The organism is Arthrobacter sp. Y81, assembly GCF_002929335.1.
Classification (GTDB): Bacteria; Actinomycetota; Actinomycetes; order Actinomycetales; family Micrococcaceae; genus Arthrobacter.
In genome coordinates this window covers 155,422-173,836 of sequence record NZ_PJIL01000008.1, presented here as the reverse complement: position 1 = coordinate 173,836, position 18,415 = coordinate 155,422, and the positions used below count along the sequence as shown (strand labels likewise).

General features: G+C 65.7%; 17 protein-coding genes. 6 read left to right on the top strand and 11 right to left on the bottom strand.

Translation table 11 applies throughout. The features are described 5' to 3' along the window. Positions 1-17: 17 nt before the first annotated feature. Entirely contained in the window at positions 18-434 is a 417-nt protein-coding gene (locus CXQ91_RS12810) for a nuclear transport factor 2 family protein (RefSeq protein WP_104174293.1), read from the bottom strand. Between the two features lie 59 nt (positions 435-493). On the opposite strand from CXQ91_RS12810, the gene CXQ91_RS12805 reads away from it, so the two are divergent. Both CXQ91_RS12805 and CXQ91_RS12800 read left to right on the top strand, forming a co-directional pair. Beyond that, positions 494-1,402 (top strand): hypothetical protein, encoded by a 909-nt coding sequence (locus tag CXQ91_RS12805; RefSeq protein WP_258073952.1) that lies wholly within the window; start codon positions 494-496, stop codon positions 1,400-1,402. 9 nt (positions 1,403-1,411) lie between these two features. Further along, complete coding sequence (locus CXQ91_RS12800; protein ID WP_104174292.1) at positions 1,412-2,083, top strand: peptide deformylase; 672 nt, start codon at positions 1,412-1,414, stop codon at positions 2,081-2,083. Here CXQ91_RS12800 and CXQ91_RS12795 read toward each other — a convergent pair. Further along, complete coding sequence (locus CXQ91_RS12795) at positions 2,080-4,146, bottom strand: S9 family peptidase (protein ID WP_104174291.1); 2,067 nt, start codon at positions 4,144-4,146, stop codon at positions 2,080-2,082. The two genes, CXQ91_RS12800 and CXQ91_RS12795, sit on opposite strands and share 4 nt — an antisense overlap. 115 nt (positions 4,147-4,261) lie before the next feature. Here CXQ91_RS12795 and CXQ91_RS12790 point away from each other — a divergent pair, with 115 nt between their 5' ends. From CXQ91_RS12790 to CXQ91_RS12775, 4 genes are all read left to right on the top strand, one after another. Beyond that, positions 4,262-5,116 carry a methyltransferase domain-containing protein gene (locus CXQ91_RS12790; protein WP_104174290.1) on the top strand — a complete coding sequence of 285 codons (855 nt, stop codon included), beginning with the start codon at positions 4,262-4,264 and terminating at the stop codon, positions 5,114-5,116. A 122-nt stretch (positions 5,117-5,238) separates the two neighbouring features. After that, positions 5,239-5,700 carry an NfeD family protein gene (locus tag CXQ91_RS12785; RefSeq protein ID WP_104174289.1) on the top strand — a complete coding sequence of 154 codons (462 nt, stop codon included), beginning with the start codon at positions 5,239-5,241 and terminating at the stop codon, positions 5,698-5,700. A 106-nt stretch (positions 5,701-5,806) separates the two neighbouring features. Then, entirely contained in the window at positions 5,807-6,769 is a 963-nt protein-coding gene (locus CXQ91_RS12780; protein ID WP_104174288.1) for an SPFH domain-containing protein, read from the top strand. 267 nt (positions 6,770-7,036) lie between these two features. Beyond that, positions 7,037-7,384, top strand: a complete 348-nt coding sequence (locus tag CXQ91_RS12775; protein WP_011692034.1) for an RNA polymerase-binding protein RbpA — start codon at positions 7,037-7,039, stop codon at positions 7,382-7,384. A gap of 117 nt (positions 7,385-7,501) precedes the next feature. Here the strand turns inward: CXQ91_RS12775 and CXQ91_RS12770 are convergent, their stop codons facing one another. The 9 genes from CXQ91_RS12770 to CXQ91_RS12730 form a co-directional block, all read right to left on the bottom strand. Continuing rightward, positions 7,502-8,242 (bottom strand): polyprenol monophosphomannose synthase, encoded by a 741-nt coding sequence (locus CXQ91_RS12770; protein WP_104174287.1) that lies wholly within the window; start codon positions 8,240-8,242, stop codon positions 7,502-7,504. A 420-nt stretch (positions 8,243-8,662) separates the two neighbouring features. After that, positions 8,663-10,333, bottom strand: a complete 1,671-nt coding sequence (locus CXQ91_RS12765) for an amidohydrolase (protein WP_104174286.1) — start codon at positions 10,331-10,333, stop codon at positions 8,663-8,665. 81 nt (positions 10,334-10,414) lie between these two features. Then, on the bottom strand, positions 10,415-13,312 hold the full coding sequence (locus tag CXQ91_RS12760; protein ID WP_104174285.1) for an RNA helicase: 2,898 nt from the start codon (positions 13,310-13,312) through the stop codon (positions 10,415-10,417). Between the two features lie 24 nt (positions 13,313-13,336). Beyond that, on the bottom strand, positions 13,337-14,131 hold the full coding sequence (tatC, locus tag CXQ91_RS12755; RefSeq protein ID WP_104174284.1) for a twin-arginine translocase subunit TatC: 795 nt from the start codon (positions 14,129-14,131) through the stop codon (positions 13,337-13,339). 48 nt (positions 14,132-14,179) lie between these two features. Continuing rightward, positions 14,180-14,476, bottom strand: coding sequence for a Sec-independent protein translocase subunit TatA (gene tatA / locus CXQ91_RS12750; RefSeq protein WP_104174283.1), 297 nt, complete (start codon positions 14,474-14,476; stop codon positions 14,180-14,182). Positions 14,477-14,508: 32 nt separating this feature from the next. Then, positions 14,509-14,871 (bottom strand): hypothetical protein, encoded by a 363-nt coding sequence (locus CXQ91_RS12745; protein WP_104174282.1) that lies wholly within the window; start codon positions 14,869-14,871, stop codon positions 14,509-14,511. A gap of 10 nt (positions 14,872-14,881) precedes the next feature. Next, the gene (locus tag CXQ91_RS12740) at positions 14,882-16,873 is read right to left on the bottom strand and encodes a YafY family protein (RefSeq protein ID WP_104174281.1); all 1,992 of its coding nucleotides are present in this window, start codon (positions 16,871-16,873) and stop codon (positions 14,882-14,884) included. 123 nt (positions 16,874-16,996) lie between these two features. Then, positions 16,997-17,392 (bottom strand): FKBP-type peptidyl-prolyl cis-trans isomerase, encoded by a 396-nt coding sequence (locus CXQ91_RS12735; RefSeq protein ID WP_104174280.1) that lies wholly within the window; start codon positions 17,390-17,392, stop codon positions 16,997-16,999. Positions 17,393-17,422: 30 nt separating this feature from the next. Next, the gene (locus CXQ91_RS12730) at positions 17,423-18,352 is read right to left on the bottom strand and encodes an FKBP-type peptidyl-prolyl cis-trans isomerase (RefSeq protein ID WP_104174279.1); all 930 of its coding nucleotides are present in this window, start codon (positions 18,350-18,352) and stop codon (positions 17,423-17,425) included. Positions 18,353-18,415: the final 63 nt, after the last annotated feature.

The window sequence follows — 18,415 nt, the reverse complement described above, 5'->3', positions numbered from 1 at the left end:
GCGTACCCCGCCCCTGTCTATTCCGCGTCCGCGTCATCGGTGAAGTAGCAGTCGTAACTGTCCTGGCTGGTAATCCGGCCGTCCCGGACCTCGAAGACCGACGTGGTCCGCGCCCGGATGGTCTCGCCGGCATCCCAGTAGCGGAGGTCCATCAGCAGCGTGGCCGACCAGTCGACTTCCAGCACCACACGGCTTCCTTCGCATGTGGTCCGCCGAACGTCGAAACGCTGGCCGGACACCACGTGGCGGCTCTGGTCAGCACCGGCGAGCACCTGGTCGCGGCTGCGGGTGGAACCTTCAGGCGCAAGAATGTGGGGCGCTTCGACCAGGGTGAAGTCTTCCGCAAGGAAGGTGTCCACCTCCGCCGCGCCGCCCCCGGCCTCAATGGCTCGTACAAATCCAAGGACACAATTGAGCGGCGTCTGTTCAGTCATGCACCGAGGGTAGCCCATCACCCGGCGACGCCGCGGAGCCCTGGCCTTAGACTGCTGGCATGAACGGCGTCCTGCAGGCGCGACGACGGCGGCACGCGGCGGCCGCCGTCGTTCTTGCTGTCCTGATGGCCGCTCCCGCCATGCAGGGCTGCAGCCCGGGAACGCCGGTCCCCGCGCCGCGCGGGCCGCTTGCTGCCGGGCTCAACCAGTTCCGGGACAACTACGGCACGCAGATCATCGAGATCCAGCTCAGCAACACATCGTCCGTGCGCGTGACGGTCCTTGCCGCCGACGTGTCGAGCACCCTGTTCCCCGCGGGGGCCGCCTGGCAGGCCGGGCCGGAAGGTACCGAAGTGCCGCCGGGCCAAACCAAGAGCCTGCCGGCCAGGCTCCCGGCCCCCTCCTGCCAAAGTCCTGCCGAGGACGCCGGCGCCCGCACGGTTCCGGCCGAGGCGACGGTCTCCGTCCGGCAGGGATCCAAAACCAGCACGGTGCAAATGGTGGCGGCGGATCCCTTCGGTGTCCTCGCACGGAACTATGAGGAGCTGTGCCTTGCCCGGGACGCCGGGAGTGTGGCCGTGTTCAGGCTGGCCCCGGATCTGGAGGTTGCGGCGGACGCCCGTACCGCCGTCGTCCGCCTGACGGTCACACCGAACGAAGCCGGAACCGGAACAATCCGCGAACTGACCATCGAACGCATTGATGGAACCACCCTCCTGGCCGCCCCGCCTGACAGCCCGTGGCCGAGCGGCGTGAGGGTTGCTGCCGGTACGGGTCCGGCGGAGTTCCGCCTCCGGGTCCGCCCCGCCCGCTGCGACCCCCACGCCGTCGCCGAGGACAAGGTGGGAACGCTGCTGCCCCTGCTCGTGAACGTCGGCGGCAGGGAAGGCACCCTGAAGGTTGCCGCCGGCCCCGCACTCAAAGGGCAGATCCACGACTTCGTCACCGCCGCCTGCGGGGCGCACTAGGCTTTTCCCATGCTTCAAGTCGCGAACCCCACGCCGTTCAGCACCGCACAGATCCACGAGACAGTTCAGGAGATCCTCGCCGCGGGCGTTCTTCCGCCCATTGTCCAGGCCGGCCATCCCGTGCTCCGGCAGCAGGCGGCCGTCTTCGACGGCCAGCTGGACAGCTCTGAACTCGCGGCGCTGATCGCACTGATGCGTGAGGTGATGCATGACGCACCCGGTGTCGGCCTCGCGGCGCCGCAACTGGGCATCCCCCTGCAGCTTGCGGTCCTCGAGGACCAGTACGACGTCGACGCCGAAACCTCCGCCGTCCGCGGCCGGTTACCGCTGGCGTTCTTCACGGTCATCAACCCGTCGTACCGCGCGGTGGGCACCGGCAGCGCGGCGTTTTACGAAGGCTGCCTCTCACTCCAGGGTCTGCAGGCCGTGGTGCCGCGCCACGAGTCCGTGCGCCTCGATTTCACCGATCCGTACGGAACAGCCCGGCAGCAGGAGTTTTCCGGCTGGCAGGCACGGATCGTGCAGCACGAAACCGACCACCTGCAGGGAATCCTGTACATCGACCGGGCGGAATTGCGCTCACTCAGCAACAACGCCGAATATGCTGCCCGCTGGGCGCATCCGGATATCGGCCTGGCCCGGCAGGAATTGGGCTTCCTGCCGGGCGCCGCCACGGACTAGCTGGGCGCCCCAGGGTTGGCCTTGGTGGGCACGTAGCGGGCCCACCACCGCAGGATCTCCTCGAAGCGCTGTTTCCGGTGGTGCGGGGTGCCCGACCGGGAAAGCTCGTGGTTTTCCCCTGGGAACACGAGGAACGCGGCGTCCACACCCTGCTGCTTCAGCGCGGTGAAGTAACGCTGGCCCTGTTCCACCGGGCAACGGAGGTCCTCTTCGCTGTGGATCACCAGCGAGGGCGTGCGCACGTTCCGGACCCTGGCCATGGGGCTTTGGGCTGCCATCTGCTCCGCTGAGCTGCCGGTGTACTCGCCGCCGAAGAACCAGCCGATATCGGAGGAGCCGACGAAGCTGACGGGATCCAGGAAGCCGCGCTCCACGATGGCCGCCCTGAAGCGGTGGTCCTGACTGATGGTCCACGCCGTGAGGTAGCCTCCGTAGGAGCCTCCCATGATCCCGAGGGCACCGCCGTCGAGCTCCTGGAACTTTGCCAGGGCGCCGTCAAGGAAGGACAGCACGTCCTGCATGTCCACCGTCCCCATCTTCTCCTTGATGGACCGCCCGTGGGCCTGGCCGTAGCCGGCGGAGCCCCGGGGGTTGCACATGAGTACCGCGTAGCCGGCGGCGGCGTAGACCTGGGCCTCGTCGAACAGGGCTGCCGTGTACTGCGAGAAGGGTCCGCCGTGGATGTTGAGCAGGACGGGGTGCGGCCCTTTACCGGGCGGCAGCACCAGCCAGCCGTGGACCGGATACCCGTCCGCCGCATCGAAGGTCAGCTCCTGCGGCTCGATGATTTCGGCTTGAAGCCGGAGTTCCGCCGAGAAATCGGTCAACAGCCTCAGCTGGCCGTCCTCCAGCGCGGCCAGGTCCCCGGCGGTAGCTGCATCGGAGAAGCTGACGAACATGGCACCGCCTGCCGACGCGGCACCGGTGACAACCCGGTCTCCGTGAACCAGCAATGAGTGGTTCCCCGTGGCTCCGAACTCCAGCAGCTCCACAGTGCCCTGGGCATTGTTCAGCAGCAGCACGGAATCGGGGCCGCCCAGCTCGAGGCCGGCCGCGGTACCGGAAACGTCCATGGTTTCCACGTCACTCAGAACAATGGCGTCGCCACCGTCCGAAGGCATCACGTAGAGGGCGGTGTTCCGCGCCACGAAGTCCTGGCCCGACTCGCCAAGCTCCTGGGCCGTGAAGAACAGCCATTTGCCGTTCCTGGACTGGCGTGCCGCCCCGACAGTCTGTCGGCCGCAATTGGCAGCATTGACGGGTTCGGGCTCTCCGCCGGCGACGGCCACACGGTACACGCCGGTCTCAAGATCCAGGTCGCGGCCCTCATGAAGCGCGGCCACGAAGTACACGAACCGCCCGTCCATGCTGAACGATTCACCGCTGTGGTCCGTCGCGGCAAACGTGAGCTGCCGTGCCGACGGAAGCAGGGCTTCGGCGGCCAGCGTGTCAGTGTCGGTTTCCGCCGCAGCACTCTCCGCGGCGGCCTTGAGGGCCTTGAGCGCGCGGCCCGCGGGCGCCACCCGCGGTTCGTCGTCCAGCCCGGGTACGTCCACGGTGTAGAGCTGGAGAGGTTTGTCGGCCGTGTAGCCGACGCCGTTCATCCTGTACTGGTAGTCGGTGATGAGCCGCGCATCCTCGGCCCCGGCGGACACGCCGTCAAGTGTGCCGTAGCGGCCGTCGTCGGGCGTTCTGGCGCCGAAGACAATGCTGTGCGAATCGGGCGACCATGCAAAAGACGAGACGCCGAGTTTGGCGTTGGTCAGGACCTGCGGTTCGCCGCCCGAGGCCTCCACAACATGAAGCTGGGGCTTGCCGTCGGCAGTTGCGCGGAGAAAAGCCAGCACCAGCCCGTCGGGCGAGAATGCCGGGGCCGTGTCGCGGAACCCGCGGGTCAGCCGGCGTGGCAGCTTTTCCGGGTCCAGCGGCACCGTCCACAACTGCCCCACATAGGTGTCGGCGTCGAAGTCGGGACGGATGACCGAGACCACCGCCCGGCTACCGTCCGGGCGGACGGCCGGGGCGGAAACGGACTTCAGCAGGGGCAGATGTTCTGGTTTCACGAGTGTGAGCCTAACGGCTCGCGCACGGCCTGTGAAATAACTCACTCGTCCCGCAGGGATCCCGGGGAAGCATCAGCGGGAGGGCAGCCGCCATGCCGGCCCTAGGATTGGATTTATGCTTCCCGACGCTGTCCGCTCCCTGCTGTGCCCCGTCTGCCGGAACGGCCTGATGCCGGGCGGCGGCCACCGGCTGGCCTGCCCTGGGGGTCATAGCTTTGACGCGGCCAGGCAGGGTTACTTCAATTTCCTGGTGGGCAAGGGAACCGTCTTCGAGGCCGATACTGCCGCCATGGTGGCTGCCCGGTTCGATTTTCTGTCCCGGGGCCACTACCAGCCCCTTGCCGACGGGATCGCCGAGCTTGCGGCGCCCGCGTTGCAAGGGCCGGAGGCCGCGGTGCTCGACGCCGGCACGGGAACCGGACATTACCTGCAGAGGCTGCTGGCGGCGGTTCCCGCGTCCGCCATCGGACTGGATATTTCCAAGTTCGCGTTGCGCCGCGCGGCCCGGTTGAATCCCGACGCCGTCAACCTGGTCAGCGACGTCTGGCAGCCGCTTCCCGTCAGGGACAACGCCGTCGACGTCGTCACGGTGGTCTTCGCGCCACGGAATGCCGCGGAGTTCGCCAGGGTGCTCCGCCCCGGCGGACGGCTGATCGTGGTGACGCCGCGGACCGGGCACCTTGCGGAGGTTGCGGGGCAGACCGGCATGCTCGGCATCGAGCCTGCAAAGGAGGAGCGGCTGGCCACTTCCCTCGACGCCCACTTTGAGTCCCATTCGGTCCGGGAGCTCGATCTGGAGCTGGGGCTTGAGCCCGCCGACGTCGGCAACCTGGCCCTGATGGGGCCGGCCGGCCACCACCTGGACCGTTCCGCGCTGGACGCCATCGTAGCCGGCCTGCCGCCGGTCACGAAGGTTTCGGCGCGGTTCCGAATCAGCGTGTTTGAACCCCGGAAGCAGCCGTCCGCATAACGACTTGGCTACTTTCGGAACGTGCCTGACTGCCCCCTCCTGCGTCCCTCGGCTTCGGTCTAGGATGGAAGGACAGTTACTGAGGGCCTGCTGCCGCAGCTCCGGGGACGAAGGGGGAACGCATGTTTGAATGGCTTGGCGAGAACTGGTGGGCATTGTGGCTCACTGTATTCCTGGCGTTTGCAGTGGTGGAGATGCTGACGCTGGACCTCTTTTTCATCATGCTCGGAGGCGGCGCGCTGGCCGGGCTGCTGGCTGATTTCGCCGGCGCCGATTTCTGGCTGCAGATCGTGGTCTTCTGTGTGGTTTCGCTCCTGATGGTCGTCTTCGTCCGGCCCGTTGCGCTGAAGCACCTGAAGAAGGGCCCCGCGGAGCAGCGGACCAACATCGACCGCCTGATTGGCGAATCCGCCCTTGTCATGGAGACCGTCAGCACGTCCTCCGGCCTGGTCAAGATCGGCGGTGACGTCTGGAGCGCCCGCTCGGAGCAGGGTGTGCTGAACGCCGGACAGCGCGTGGTGGTTTCGGCCATCGAAGGCGCAACCGCCGTCGTGGCGCCACAGCCCGAAACAGCCGTGCAGTAAGTCCAGCGACAATCAATTTTTCCGGCAGCCGCCACCGGCGCCGGGCTCGCGGCGGGACACCGCCGCAAAACATAGCAAGACCACAAAACTGGGGAATAGGTGATGTATGGATATCGCAGTCGCAATTGTGCTGCTGGTTCTCGTTGCGTTCGTAATTATCGTGCTGGTGCGTTCGGTGCGGATCGTGCCGCAGGCCCGTGCCGGCGTCGTGGAGCGGCTCGGGAAGTACCAGCGGACGCTGCTGCCCGGCCTTACCATCCTGATCCCGTTCGTTGACCGGCTCCTGCCGCTCCTGGACCTTCGCGAACAGGTGGTCTCGTTCCCGCCGCAGCCCGTCATCACCGAGGACAACCTCGTCGTCTCGATCGACACGGTGGTCTACTTCCAGGTCACTGACGCCAGGGCAGCCACCTACGAGATTGCCAACTACATCCAGGCAGTTGAACAGCTCACCACCACCACGCTCCGAAACGTCGTCGGCGGGCTGAACCTCGAAGAGGCCCTGACCTCCCGCGACCAGATCAACGGCCAGCTCCGCGGCGTACTGGACGAAGCCACGGGCCGCTGGGGCATCCGTGTCTCCCGCGTGGAGCTGAAGGCCATCGATCCGCCCCACTCCATCCAGGACTCGATGGAGAAGCAGATGCGCGCAGAGCGGGACCGCCGCGCTGCCATCCTCACCGCCGAGGGAACCAAGCAGTCGGCCATCCTCACTGCGGAGGGCCAGCGTCAGTCCTCGATCCTTAAGGCCGAAGGTGACGCCAAGGCAGCCATCCTCCGCGCTGACGGTGAGGCCCAGGCAATCCAGAAAGTGTTCGACGCAATCCATAAGGGCAACCCGGACCAGAAGCTCCTGGCTTACCAGTACCTGCAGACGCTCCCGAAGCTGGCCGAGGGTTCCTCCAACAAGCTCTGGATCATCCCGAGCGAAGTCGGTGAGGCCCTGAAGGGCATCGGGAACGCCCTGGGCGGAACCAATCCGGATCCCCGCACGGGTGGTCTGTTCGACGGCGACAAGGACTCCAAGCCGGCGGAAACCCAGCCGAACGACTCGAAGCAGCCGCTGTAGGACTGCACGGCTCAGCGGCTGGCAGGGGAGGTGTCCGCTATGCGGGTGCCTCCCCTGCTTTTGACCGCTTTTGCCCCCGGCTTTACGCGCCGGGAAGCTAACCCGTATAATGGGATATTTGTCCGGCTGGTTCAGACCGACTGGAACATAAAGGCTTAGCAAAGCGTTGCATCTATTGATGCAGGGCAATGCAAACAGTAGTCCGTGGCGTGAGCTGCCCCGGCTAGCGCGGAGCCTGACTCCGTGAACCGACCAAAGGGAGAAATCATGAGCGATCGCAGCCTCCGGGGCATGCGTCTTGGCGCACAGAGCATGGAGACCGAATCCGGTGTTGAGCCGGCTCCACGCCAGCGGGTTGAGTACCGTTGCGAGGACGGCGAGCAGGTCTTCGTAACCTTCTCCTCCGAAGCCGAGATTCCCCCGGTGTGGGTTTCGAAGACCGGCAAGGAAGCCTTGCTTGTTGACGGCGAACGCCCCATCAACAGCAACGAGAAGGCAGTGCGCACGCACTGGGACATGCTCCTGGAACGCCGCTCGCTGCCCGAGCTCGAGCAGATCCTCGAAGACCGTCTGACCATTCTGCGCGAACGGCGCGGCGAACGGCGTTCGGCTTAGTCCGAAAGCGTCGGCGGCACGAGTCGGCCCAACGGCCACGTGCCAGTCTGACAGCACAAAGGGCCGGGCCCGTAACCTCAATTCAAGGTTGCGGGCCCGGCCCTTTGCTGCCTCTGCCTAGGACGCGGCTGATCCCCGGCGCGTGAGCTTATTCCAGCGGGCGGTGAGCCCCCACTTGGTGACGTTGATCATGGCTTCCAGCACGATGTTGCCGCTCATTTTGGAGGCTCCGAGTTCGCGCTCCACGAAGGTGATGGGGCGTTCCACAATTTTCAGGCCCATCTTTGCCACCCGCCAGGCGAGGTCCACCTGGAATCCGTAGCCCACGGAGTCCACCTGGTCGAGGTTGATCTTCTCCAGGGTTGTGCGGCGGAAGGCGCGGTAGCCGCCGGTGACATCCTTGATCCTGACACCCAGCATGATCCGTGCGTAGGTGCTGCCGATCCGTGAGATTGCCTGCCGGTACAGCGGCCAGTTGACCACGCTGCCGCCGGGAACCCAGCGCGATCCCATGGCCAGGTCTGCGCCCTCCTCAACGGCATCCAGGAGCTGCTGCAGCTGCTCAGGCTTGTGTGAACCGTCGGCATCCATTTCCACCAGGACGTCGTATCCGGCTTCCAGGCCCCATTTGAAACCGGCGATGTAGGCGGCCCCCAGTCCGGCCTTGCCTTCGCGGTGCAGCACGTGCACCTGGCTGTCCTGTGCAGCGATGCCGTCCACCAGCTGTCCGGTGCCGTCCGGGCTGTTGTCGTCCACCACCAGCACATCGGAAGCCGGGACGGCTGCACGCAGGCGTGCGAGTGTCTTGGGCAACGATTCGAGCTCGTTGTAGGTGGGGATGATGGTGAGGACACGCACAGCGAGGCCCTTTCCTTGATGGGAGCGGTCAACGCGCCATGAAGCTGAGCATAGGTGCCGGCTTTAAGGCGCAAGTCACCATTATAGGGAGTTCAGGTGTGCCGGGCGCGTCACACGGGCAAGCCGCGGGCAGGTCCACATGCCTCGGGCCAGTTTCAGCCAGATGCGATGTGCACCGGCGGAACTGTTTTCTGCTGCGAAGTGGACCTGCCCCTGGGACTGCCACGGCCTGCCCGCCAGCAGGGCCGGGCTGGGGCAACCTGCTGGAGAGTGACGTGGCCAGACGGAGTCCCTTGAAGATGGATTCCGTCCGTTGCCACAATGGTACGGACAGCCTCTACAGTGTCAACCCGCGTTTGACGTGCGGTTTTAGCCATTACCGCAGGTCAGGAGCATACGGCGCGCCGGTGGCTTTCCGGACTATGACCGCAGGGAGCCGTTTGTGAACAGCTCCCGCCCATCGCGGACAGTCAGCAGGCAGACAGGATCGCTTCCCGTGTCCAGCGCCGGGAGCAGGGGGGTGCGGGCCCGGGGATCCGTGCTCCAGGACTGCACCCGTCCGTCCGCAACCTGGACCATGAGTTCCTCCACCTCCCAGACCGCAAAGCTGGCGGGCGCTCCCGGCACCAGCTGGCCCGCCATCGGATTGCTGTACTTGGCTGCGCGCCAGCCGGCCCTTGTGTGGCCGAGGAACGCGGCCCGCGCCGAGATGCGCTGGTCCGGGTTGCTGTGCTCGAGGCAGGCACGCACGCTCGCCCATGGGTTCAGCGGTGTCACCGGGCTGTCGCTGCCAAAGCAGATAGGAACGCCTGCGGCGTAGAAGGAGGCGAAGGCGTTCATCGCACGCTCCCGGTGCCCCAGCCGCTCCTGGTACAGGTGCCCCGGGCCGCCCCAGGCGGCGTCGAATACGGGCTGCATACTGACTGTTACCGAGTACTTGGCCAGCCGGCCGATGGCATCGGCATCGGCCATTTCAACATGTTCGAACCGGTGCCCGGCTGCCCTGACCCGCTGCTCCCCCACTTCCGCGGCTGCCCGGTCCAGCGCATCCAGCGCTGCGTCGAGTCCGGCGTCGCCGATGATGTGGAACCCGGCCTGGATTCCCAGCACTGAACAGGCAGCCAAGTGGGCCGCCGCTTCGTCCACGGACAGGTAGAGCCTGCCGCGCTCCCCCGGGGCGTCGCTGTAGTCCTCCCTCAGGGCCGCGGTGCGGGAGCCTATGGACCCGTCAATGTTCAGGTCGCCCGCGAGGCCCCGCACGCTGGCTCCAAGGCCATCGAGGATGCTCCGGGCATCGTCCGCGGACCCGGCCAGCTGGCCCCAATACGGAAGGACCTCAGGCACGTGCTTCGCGGAAGGATCCTGGCTGTTCCACCCTGCTGCGATCCGCAGGTCGGTGGTGCTGCCGATGTGCGGTGCCGCCATCTCGGCCACGGCCACGTACCCGTTTGCGGCCGATTCAGCCAGGGCGCGGCCCTGGTAGCTTCGCAGCACGCTGTCCGGCAGCTGCCTCGCGGCAAGCCTCGCCGACGTGTGCGCATGCCGTTTGACCTGGCCGCCGGACGAGAAGCCGTCCAGGCCTGCCAGGCCTGCCGCTTCGGCCAGTGAGGACGACACGAGGGCGGAGTGGGCGTCCACGCGCGAAAGATACACCCGCCTGCCGCCGGAGGCACGCTCCAGTTCCTCGCGGCCGGGCAGGGCCTGGTCATCCCAGCGGCTTTCGTCCCAGCCATGGCCAAGGACGGTGGCGTCAGCGTCCGAACCGGCAACGGCGGCGGCAACCGCGTCCAGGATTCCGGCCGCTGAACGCACGCCGCCCAGTTGCAGCGCGTCCAAGGCAATGCCCGTTTCGGTCAGGTGAACGTGTGAATCAACAAAACCGGGCGCCACCAGGGCGCCGTGCAGGTCGATGACCTCCATGGAGGCATCTGCGATCGACGTTGCCGCCTGCTCCGAACCGACCCAGGCCACGGTGTCCCCGTCCACCAGCATGGCAGTGGCAAACGGGTCGGCAGCGGTATAGACCGAACCGTTGCGGTACAGCGTCACTTTGCGTTCTCCGGCCGGCAGGTCCGCCCGTGCATCAGTCATGTTGTGTGGTGCTCCTAAGCAGCCTTGAAGGTTATGGATGGTGTGCTGTGGTGTGCAGAGCGTCGCGGGACCGGCGTGCGGTCACACCACCGTGGAGTATGCGACCACGCCGCGGCGCACCAGGATGATGGCCTCCGAGCACAGCCGTGAAAGCCGGGGATCCAGGCCGGGGATCTTCGCCAGCTGGTCGAGGAGGTCAATGACCTGTTTGACCCACCGGACGAAGTCGCCCGCTGCGAGGTCTGTCCCGCTCAGGACTTCCTGGAGGTGCCGGCCCTTGGCCCACTTGAATATCGGCCAGACGAGTCCGAGTTCCGGCTCCCCGGTCAACGGCAGTTTGTTCTCCTCCTCGGCGTCTTCCAGGACGGACCACTCACGGACGACAATATCGACGGCGGTCTCAAGCGACACGCTGGGCATCCTCGGCCGTAGCCCGCGTTCTTCCCGCTTGGCCTGGTAGACCAGCACGCTCGCGAGTGCGGCGACTTCCGTGGCGTCAAGGTCGCTGAATGCGCCCTGCCGGAGGGACTGGGAGATGAGGAGGTCTTTTTCACCGTAAATCCGGCGCAGCTTCTGGCCGTCGGCGTTGATGGTCACCTTCCCCGATTCTGAGGTTTCGAGGTAGCCGTAGCTGGAGAGGAGATCGCAGACCCTGTCGAATGTCTTGGCGATGGTGTTGGTCCGCCCCTGGATCTCACGGACCAGCACGTCGGTTTCGCGGCGCAGCTTCCACCAGCGCTCGGACCAGCGGGCGTGGTCCTCGCGTTCGCTGCAGCCGTGGCAGGGATGGGACCGCAGCGCCAGCCGAAGTTCGGTGATCTTCTTTTCCTGGTCCGGCAAGGCAGCGGACCGGCCGAAATCCGTGTTCCGGTTGCTGGCCGGCGACGGCGGCCGGTTTTCCCGGATCGCGTTCCGGACCGAGGATGCCAGGTCCTTGCGTGACTTGGGCACCTTCGCGTTGAACGACTTGGGTATCCGGACCCGGGTGACCGGGGTGATGGGCCCTTCGAGGTCCTGGATGCCAAGCCTGCGCAGCTGGTTGTCGAGGGTCAGCACGGCAGGCCGCGGCTCGCGTGAGTTATGGTCGGACCCCAGCACGACGGCGAAGCCAGGCGCCCTGCCCGTCGGCACGTCCACAACGTCCCCCGGCAGCAACCTGCTCAGCGAGTCCTCGGTAATGGACTTGCGCGCCCGTGAGGTGCTGCGGGAGGCGAGGTTTTCCGCGTCCGAGAGTTCCCGCCGCAGCCGTGAGTACTCGGTGAAGTCGCCCAGGTGGCACGTCATGGATTTCTGGAAACCGGCCAGGGATTCCTCCCTGCTGCGGACCTGTTTGGCAATGCCCACAACAGAACGGTCGGCCTGGAACTGGGCAAAGGAGGATTCGAGGATTTCCCGGGCACGCGGCCTGCCGAACTGGGCCAGCAGGTTGATGCTCATGTTGTACGTGGGACGGAAGCTGGAGTTCAACGGGTAGGTACGCCGTGAAGCGAGGCCAGCCACGGCGGTCGGGTCGGTTCCCGGCTGCCACAGGACCACTGCGTGGCCCTCGACATCGATGCCGCGGCGGCCTGCCCGGCCCGTGAGCTGGGTGTACTCGCCGGCGGTGATGCCAACGTGGGCTTCTCCGTTGAACTTGTCCAGCTTTTCGAGCACCACCGAGCGTGCCGGCATGTTGACGCCCAGCGCCAGGGTTTCGGTGGCGAACACCGCCTTGACCAGGCCCTCGACAAAGAGTTTCTCCACGACTTCCTTGAACGTGGGAAGCATCCCGGCGTGGTGGGCAGCCAGGCCCCGCAGGAGGCCATCCCGCCAGCTCCAGAAGCCGAGCACGTCAAGATCATCTGACGGAATGTCCTGGGCCGCTTCGTCAACACGGCGTGCGATGACCTGTTGTTCCCGTTCCGTGGTCAGCCATAATCCGGCCGAGACGCACTGTGCCACTGCTGCGTCGCAACCGGCCCGGGAAAAGATGAACGTGATGGACGGCAGGAGGTCCTGCCTGTCCAGGCTGGCGATGACCTGCGGGCGGCTGGCCTTGCGGACGGGGCTCTGCTGGCCTCCCTGGGAGCCGCGGGTGTCCCCGCCGCGCTGGCCCTGCTGGCGGCGCTGGCTGCGTCCGCCGTGCCCGAAGCGGGCCCGCGAATTCATCTGGCTTTCGGTGCGCGCCATTGCCAGGAGGTCGGGGTTTACCTCGAAGCCCCGTTCCAGTGCGATGTTGACTTTTACCGCAGTCGCGGCGGGATCCGATTCCCCGGCCGGGGCGATTTCGTCAAAGGTCGTTTCGCCGGCGAAGAGGTCGACGATTTCGCGTCCCACCATGACATGCTGCCAGAGCGGGACCGGACGGTGCTCGGAAACGATCACGTCCGTGTGGCCACGGACCGTGTCCAGCCAGGCACCGAATTCCTCGGCGTTGGAAACGGTGGCGCTCAGTGACGCCACCTGGACTTCGCTGGGCAGGTGGATGATCACTTCCTCCCAGACCGCGCCGCGGAAACGGTCAGCGAGGTAATGGACTTCATCCATGACCACGAAGCCAAGGTCGTCCAGGGTGTCCGAATCCGCGTAGAGCATGTTCCGCAGGACTTCGGTTGTCATCACTACCACCGGGGCTTCGCCGTTGATGCTGGTGTCCCCCGTGAGGAGCCCCACGTTCTCCGGGCCGTACTTGCCGGCCAGCTCCGCGTACTTCTGGTTGCTCAGGGCCTTGATGGGGGTCGTGTAGAAAGCTTTGAGGCCCCGTTGGAGGGCCAGGTAGATAGCGAACTCCCCCACGATGGTCTTCCCGGCTCCGGTGGGCGCCGCGACCAGGACTCCCTTCCCCTGCTGCAGGGAGCTGCAGGCCTGGCGCTGGAAATCGTCAAGTTCGAAATCCAGCGTCCGGACAAATGCGCCGAGGTAAGTGTTTGCTTCTGCGGTCCGTTCGGCACTGGCCCGATAAAGCTCGGACGGCGACTGTGGCCCGGTTGTGGAGGACATACTTCCAGCCTAGTGGGCTTGGGACTACAGTTTCCCCAGTTCGGAGCCGGGCGTTGCGACGTCGGCGGTCGCTTCAGTTTCGGCGGCGATCTTCGCGGCCTTCCGGTCCCGGCGCCGGTCATTGAAGATACAGAGGCCGATGGCGGCGAAAAAGAGTGCAAGCAGCGGGCCTGCGAGCAGGAACATGGACAGGGCATCCGCACCCGGCGCGGCGACGGCGGCAAGCACGAACACGAGGAAGACCGTGATGCGCCATGCCTTCAGGATGGTTTCACCCCTGATGATGCCGGCCATGTTGACCCCCACCAGGACCACCGGGACCAGGAAGGCGAGGCCAAGGAACAGGACCATGCGGGTGACGAAGTCGACGTAGTCACGGGCATCGATGAGGTTGGAAAACCCTGCAGGCGTGAACTGCGTCAGCGCCCGCACCACCTGCGGCGTCACCATCCATCCCACCCACACCCCGGCAAGGAACAGCGGCACGGCTGCGGCCATGTAGCCGAGCGTGTAGTGCCGCTCCTTCTTGGTGAGCCCGGGGGTGATGAAGGCCCACAGCTGGTAGATCCAGATGGGGCTCGAGATCACGGCGCCGATCAGCAGCGACAGCTGCAGTTTGAAGTCAAACGGCGAGGCGATGCTCGAGAAGTTGACTGAAGACGTGCCGCCGGTGTGCTCGGCGATCCGGTCGACAGGTTCCTTGAGGGCGCTCAATACGGGGTCGTAGAGGATCCAGCCACCGATCCCGCCGATGACAAGGCCAATGGCTGACTTAATGAGCCGGTTCTTGAGCTCCTTAAGGTGGTCCATCAGGGCCATCCGACCCTCGGGGTTGGATTTACGGCCCTTCGTCAGTGCCACTTCAGGTCAAACGCGGTTCGACGGCGGAACGTCGGTGCCGTCTGCGCTGCCCGTGCCGCTGGTTGAGTCACCGTTTTGCGGCCTGGACTGCGGGTGGTTGACGATCTTGCCCTCGACCGGGTCCGTGCCGTCCTTGGTCTCGGGTTTGCCGTCGTTCTTCATTTCCTTGACCTCGGATTTGATGATCCGCATGGACTGGCCGAGGCTGCGGGCCATGGCCGGAAGTTTGGGCGCGGCAAAAAGCAGCAGAGCCACGATGATAATAATCACGATGGGCCAAGGGCCCTCAAAGAGTCGTCCCACTGGAAGTCCTTTCCTCGAAATACATCCTACGTCTAACTGAATTCGATGTCGCGCAGCGCCTGTGGCTGGCCACGGTCCGCTTTGCGCTGAACGCGCCGCCGGCGGCGCTCTTCCCTGCGGGAGGATTTGGACGTGAGGTAATCATGTCTCATCTGCATCGGCGAGGCAAAAACTGCAGAACCTGGCACGGCGCGCTGCCCTTCCGGGGCCGTCCCCGGCTGCGGGGCCGGGTCGGTGATATCGGCGAGGGGTGCCCCGAACCGCTCGCCGGCAGCGCCCAGGTCCTTCATCGTGGCCATGAACTGGCGGAAAAGCCTGATCCCCAACAGCACATAAAAGAGCAGGGAAACGGCTACGAGCGCTATCCAAATCAGGATCCAAGACCACCAAGGCATGCTGAGAAGTCTAACCGCCGTAACGGGACAGTGCTGCGATGATCCATTCCTGCGCCGCGTCGGCCAGTTCCGCCGGCTCCAGGATACGGACGGCGCCGCCATGTTGGGCAACAAACATGGGCAGCCAGCTGGTGCTGCCGAACCTGATCTCGGCAATGAGTCCGCCGCCCGGTAGCGGTGCGGTCCGTTCGGCGTAATAGTCGTCTGCGAGGCCGGCGCCTTGGGGTGCCAGTTGCACCGTTACCAGGGTGTCGTCGTCGTTCGGGGTGAACAGCTTGACGGGGAAACCCTCGGCGGGTCTCGCCGCCTCCGTCACTGCCTGTCCGTTCGGCGCCAGCCCCTCGATGCGGTCCAGCCGGAAGTTCCGGAGGCCGCCGGCGCTGTGGCAGTACGCCTCGAAGTACCAGGTGTTGTCCAGGGAGTAGAGCCGCAAGGGATCGACGTCCCGCTCGGACATGGAGTCGCGCTGCGCTGAAAAGTAGGTGAGGTGCAGCTGGCGGCCGTCGGCAATGGCTTGCCGTATCGTCGCCAGATGCGCCGAGTTCGCCGGGCCGACTTGGGGGCCGGCAATAGAGCCGGCCTTCAGGCCTTCCTCCCCCGCGGCGGCCATCAGCTTCACCGTTACGGACTCCAGCGCGCTCCCCTCGGCGAGCTCAGGGAGCCCGTTGAGGGTCTCCAGCCCGGTCAGCAGGGCGCACGCCTCGTCCACTGTGAAACGGACGGGACGATTGAGGTCCAGGTCCTGCGTGATGAAGACGTGGTCGTCTTCCCACTGGATGTCCAGGAGATCATCCGGGTAGCCCTCGGGCAGGCCGGAACATATCAGGATCCGCAGGTCGTCCTCCAGCTCTTTCCGCGTCACGCCGAAACTGGAGGCGACCTCGCTGATATGCAGGCCCTGATTGTGGACCAGGAACGGGACGAGCTGAAGCATCCTCTTGAGCTGGTCCTCGGACGTTCGTTTGCGCGGACGCTTCGCCGGCACGGTGTCCGGAAAGGCGACGGCGGGAGCCGGGGAGGCGGAGAAATCAGCGGCGGCCTTCAGCCGTCTGCGGACAGCGGCTGCCAGCTCCGCCGGCGCAGAGACCACCACGTTCGGACCGTAGGAGGCCAGCTCCTCACCCAGTACCTCAGCGTCGCGGTACGGAACGCTGAGCCGGTCCCATCCGCCGTCGGGCATGCTGCCAGGCGCTTCGGGTGTGGGGGTTTCAGTGGCGCGCTTGCGCAGTCCCAGCAACTTGCCTGCAGCCACGTCCACCAGGGCGGACTGCACTGGCAGCTCAGGAAGCGAATCCAGTTCGCTGCGGACGTTGAAGCCGGCCGGGGGCGTGTAGCTGTCCTTGTCGAGGACCGTCACGGCCGACGTGAAGCGGGACAGCCGGAAGAAGCGCTTCGCGGCCCGGTCCCGGTCAAAACCCACCAGGTACCACTGGCCAAAGCGGCTGCCCAGGCCCCACGGTTCAACGGTACGGTTCTCCTCACGGCCGGTAGTGCCGGCAAGGTATGTGAAGCTAACGGGATGCTGGGCGTGCATCCCCGTGATCAGGTCCTCAAAGGCCTGCCCGGCCGGTTTGATCCGCGGCTGCACTCCGGCCGGCAGTTCAGCCTCAGCGAGCCCGCCGGCTGCCTGCAGCTTGCGCATGGCGTCCTGCGCCGCCGACCCCAGGGCGGCCCGCTCCCACAGCTGTGCCGCCAGGATGAGGACGGTGCATTCGGCGGAAGTGAGGCTTACATCCGGGAGCCGGTTGGACTCTTTGCCGATCCGGTAGCGCGTGGTGGCCGGGTCGTCGGAACTCCAGCCGTGGTCCATGACCGTCTCGACGTCAAAGCCGAACTGGCGGAGGTCGCTCTTGTCCCGCTCGAACATGCGTCCGAAGGCAGCCTCGGTGCTGCTCGTGTCGTGGTAGACCTTTGCGCGCAGATCACTGCGCCGCAGCCCGTAGCGGGTGTTGAGCAGCGCGATGAGCAGGTTCAGGAGGCGTTCTGTACGTAAGGCGGACACCTTGGCTACGTTACTAAAGCCGCTGAGGCTTAATGCCGAAAGCGCGGCAACAAACGGAAATTTCCTTCCGATTGTTACCGCGCTCCCTGTGGCTTGCCCGGCGGGCGCCGGGCATTCCTCCGCTTAGCGGACTCCGACGAGGTCCACTACGAAGATCAGCGCTTCGTTGGGGCCGATCGCTCCGCCGGCACCGCGGGATCCGTAGGCGAGTTCCGAGGGGATTTCGAGACGGCGTCGGCCGCCGACCTTCATGCCCAGCAGGCCCTGGTCCCAGCCCTGGATGACCTGGCCCACGCCGACCCGGAAGTCCAGGGGAGCTCCGCGGCCCCACGAGGCGTCGAACTCCTCGCCCGTGGACCAGGCGACTCCGACGTAGTGGGTGGAAACGGTGTCGCCCGGCTTGGCCTCGGCGCCGTCGCCCTCGATGAGGTCGGTGATGACCAGGTCGGTGGGGACGTCCCCCTCCGGGAAGTCAATTTCCGGCTTCTGGCGGTCGAAATTGCGCTGTCCAAATGACATGTTTGCTCCTTTTTCTTGGATTGGGATGGCTTACTTGACGCCGAGGATATCGACGACGAACACCAGATCGCCCTTGGCCTCGCCCTGGCCGGCATCACCGTAGGCAAGGTCCTTCGGGACGACCAGGAGGACACGCGAGCCCACGTTCTTGCCGGCAAGGCCCTGCGTCCAGCCCTTGATGACGCCGGTGAGCGGGAAGCTGGCCTTTTCGCCGCGGTCGAAGCTGGAGTCAAACTTGGTGCCACCGTTGAGGGTGACGCCGACGTAGTTGACGGTCAGCGTGTCGGTTTCCTTGACGGCCGGGCCGGTGCCCTTGATCAGGTCCTGCGAGACGAGGGCTGTCGGTGCCTTGACACCTTCGACGGAGATTTCCGGGATTCCCTTGTCGTTTTCCTTGACGGTCGGCAGTCCGGCGGGCGGCGTGACCGTTTCGCCTTCCGGCTTGTCGAGGACCTTCGGGGCGTCCTTGGCGGCCAGTACCTTAACCACCAGAAGCTGCGTGGGGCCAGCCTCGGCGCCTTCCTGGGCAGCCTGGCCTGGGACTGCAAGCGCAAGCTCCGAGCCGATCTTGGCGCCTACGAAGGCGTTGTAGATCACGGCGTTGCCGGTCTTGAGCGCATCGTTCAGCTCAAGGGGCTCGGGGTCCTTCGCGAAGGTGTCTTCGAGCGTGGTGCCGTCCTTGCCACTGACGGCGAGGATCGAGATGTCGGCGATCTGGTTCGCCTTGAGGCGCTCTCCGTCGCCCTCGTTAACCACCTTGACGGTGGGTTCCTTCACATCAAGGGGCTTATCGAATTCGACTCCGGGTGCCTTCTTGTCACCGTTGTCCGTAAGCTTCAGAGAGTCGAGCTTGGCGGTCTCGCCAGCAGACTGGCTGGTGGGCTCCGGGGCTGCAGGCGAGCCGCCGCAGGCGGTGATCAGCAGCAGTCCGGGAATGAGAATTGCTAGTAGTCGGCGCACGTAAGAACTTTCGTCGGGGCAAGATGGATGCGTTGCCGCCGATGAAGCGCGGCAACGCAGTCT

Excerpts from the sequence above, each read along its gene's own strand:
- CXQ91_RS12810 (WP_104174293.1), bottom strand. The coding sequence starts at position 434 with ATGACTGAACAGACGCCGCTCAATTGTGTCCTTGGATTTGTACGAGCC.
- CXQ91_RS12805 (WP_258073952.1), top strand. The coding sequence starts at position 494 with ATGAACGGCGTCCTGCAGGCGCGACGACGGCGGCACGCGGCGGCCGCC.
- CXQ91_RS12800 (WP_104174292.1), top strand. The coding sequence starts at position 1,412 with ATGCTTCAAGTCGCGAACCCCACGCCGTTCAGCACCGCACAGATCCAC.
- CXQ91_RS12790 (WP_104174290.1), top strand. The coding sequence starts at position 4,262 with ATGCTTCCCGACGCTGTCCGCTCCCTGCTGTGCCCCGTCTGCCGGAAC.
- CXQ91_RS12785 (WP_104174289.1), top strand. The coding sequence starts at position 5,239 with ATGTTTGAATGGCTTGGCGAGAACTGGTGGGCATTGTGGCTCACTGTA.
- CXQ91_RS12780 (WP_104174288.1), top strand. The coding sequence starts at position 5,807 with ATGGATATCGCAGTCGCAATTGTGCTGCTGGTTCTCGTTGCGTTCGTA.
- CXQ91_RS12775 (WP_011692034.1), top strand. The coding sequence starts at position 7,037 with ATGAGCGATCGCAGCCTCCGGGGCATGCGTCTTGGCGCACAGAGCATG.
- CXQ91_RS12765 (WP_104174286.1), bottom strand. The coding sequence starts at position 10,333 with ATGACTGATGCACGGGCGGACCTGCCGGCCGGAGAACGCAAAGTGACG.
- CXQ91_RS12760 (WP_104174285.1), bottom strand. The coding sequence starts at position 13,312 with ATGTCCTCCACAACCGGGCCACAGTCGCCGTCCGAGCTTTATCGGGCC.
- tatC (WP_104174284.1), bottom strand. The coding sequence starts at position 14,131 with ATGGCCCTGATGGACCACCTTAAGGAGCTCAAGAACCGGCTCATTAAG.
- CXQ91_RS12745 (WP_104174282.1), bottom strand. The coding sequence starts at position 14,871 with ATGCCTTGGTGGTCTTGGATCCTGATTTGGATAGCGCTCGTAGCCGTT.
- CXQ91_RS12735 (WP_104174280.1), bottom strand. The coding sequence starts at position 17,392 with ATGTCATTTGGACAGCGCAATTTCGACCGCCAGAAGCCGGAAATTGAC.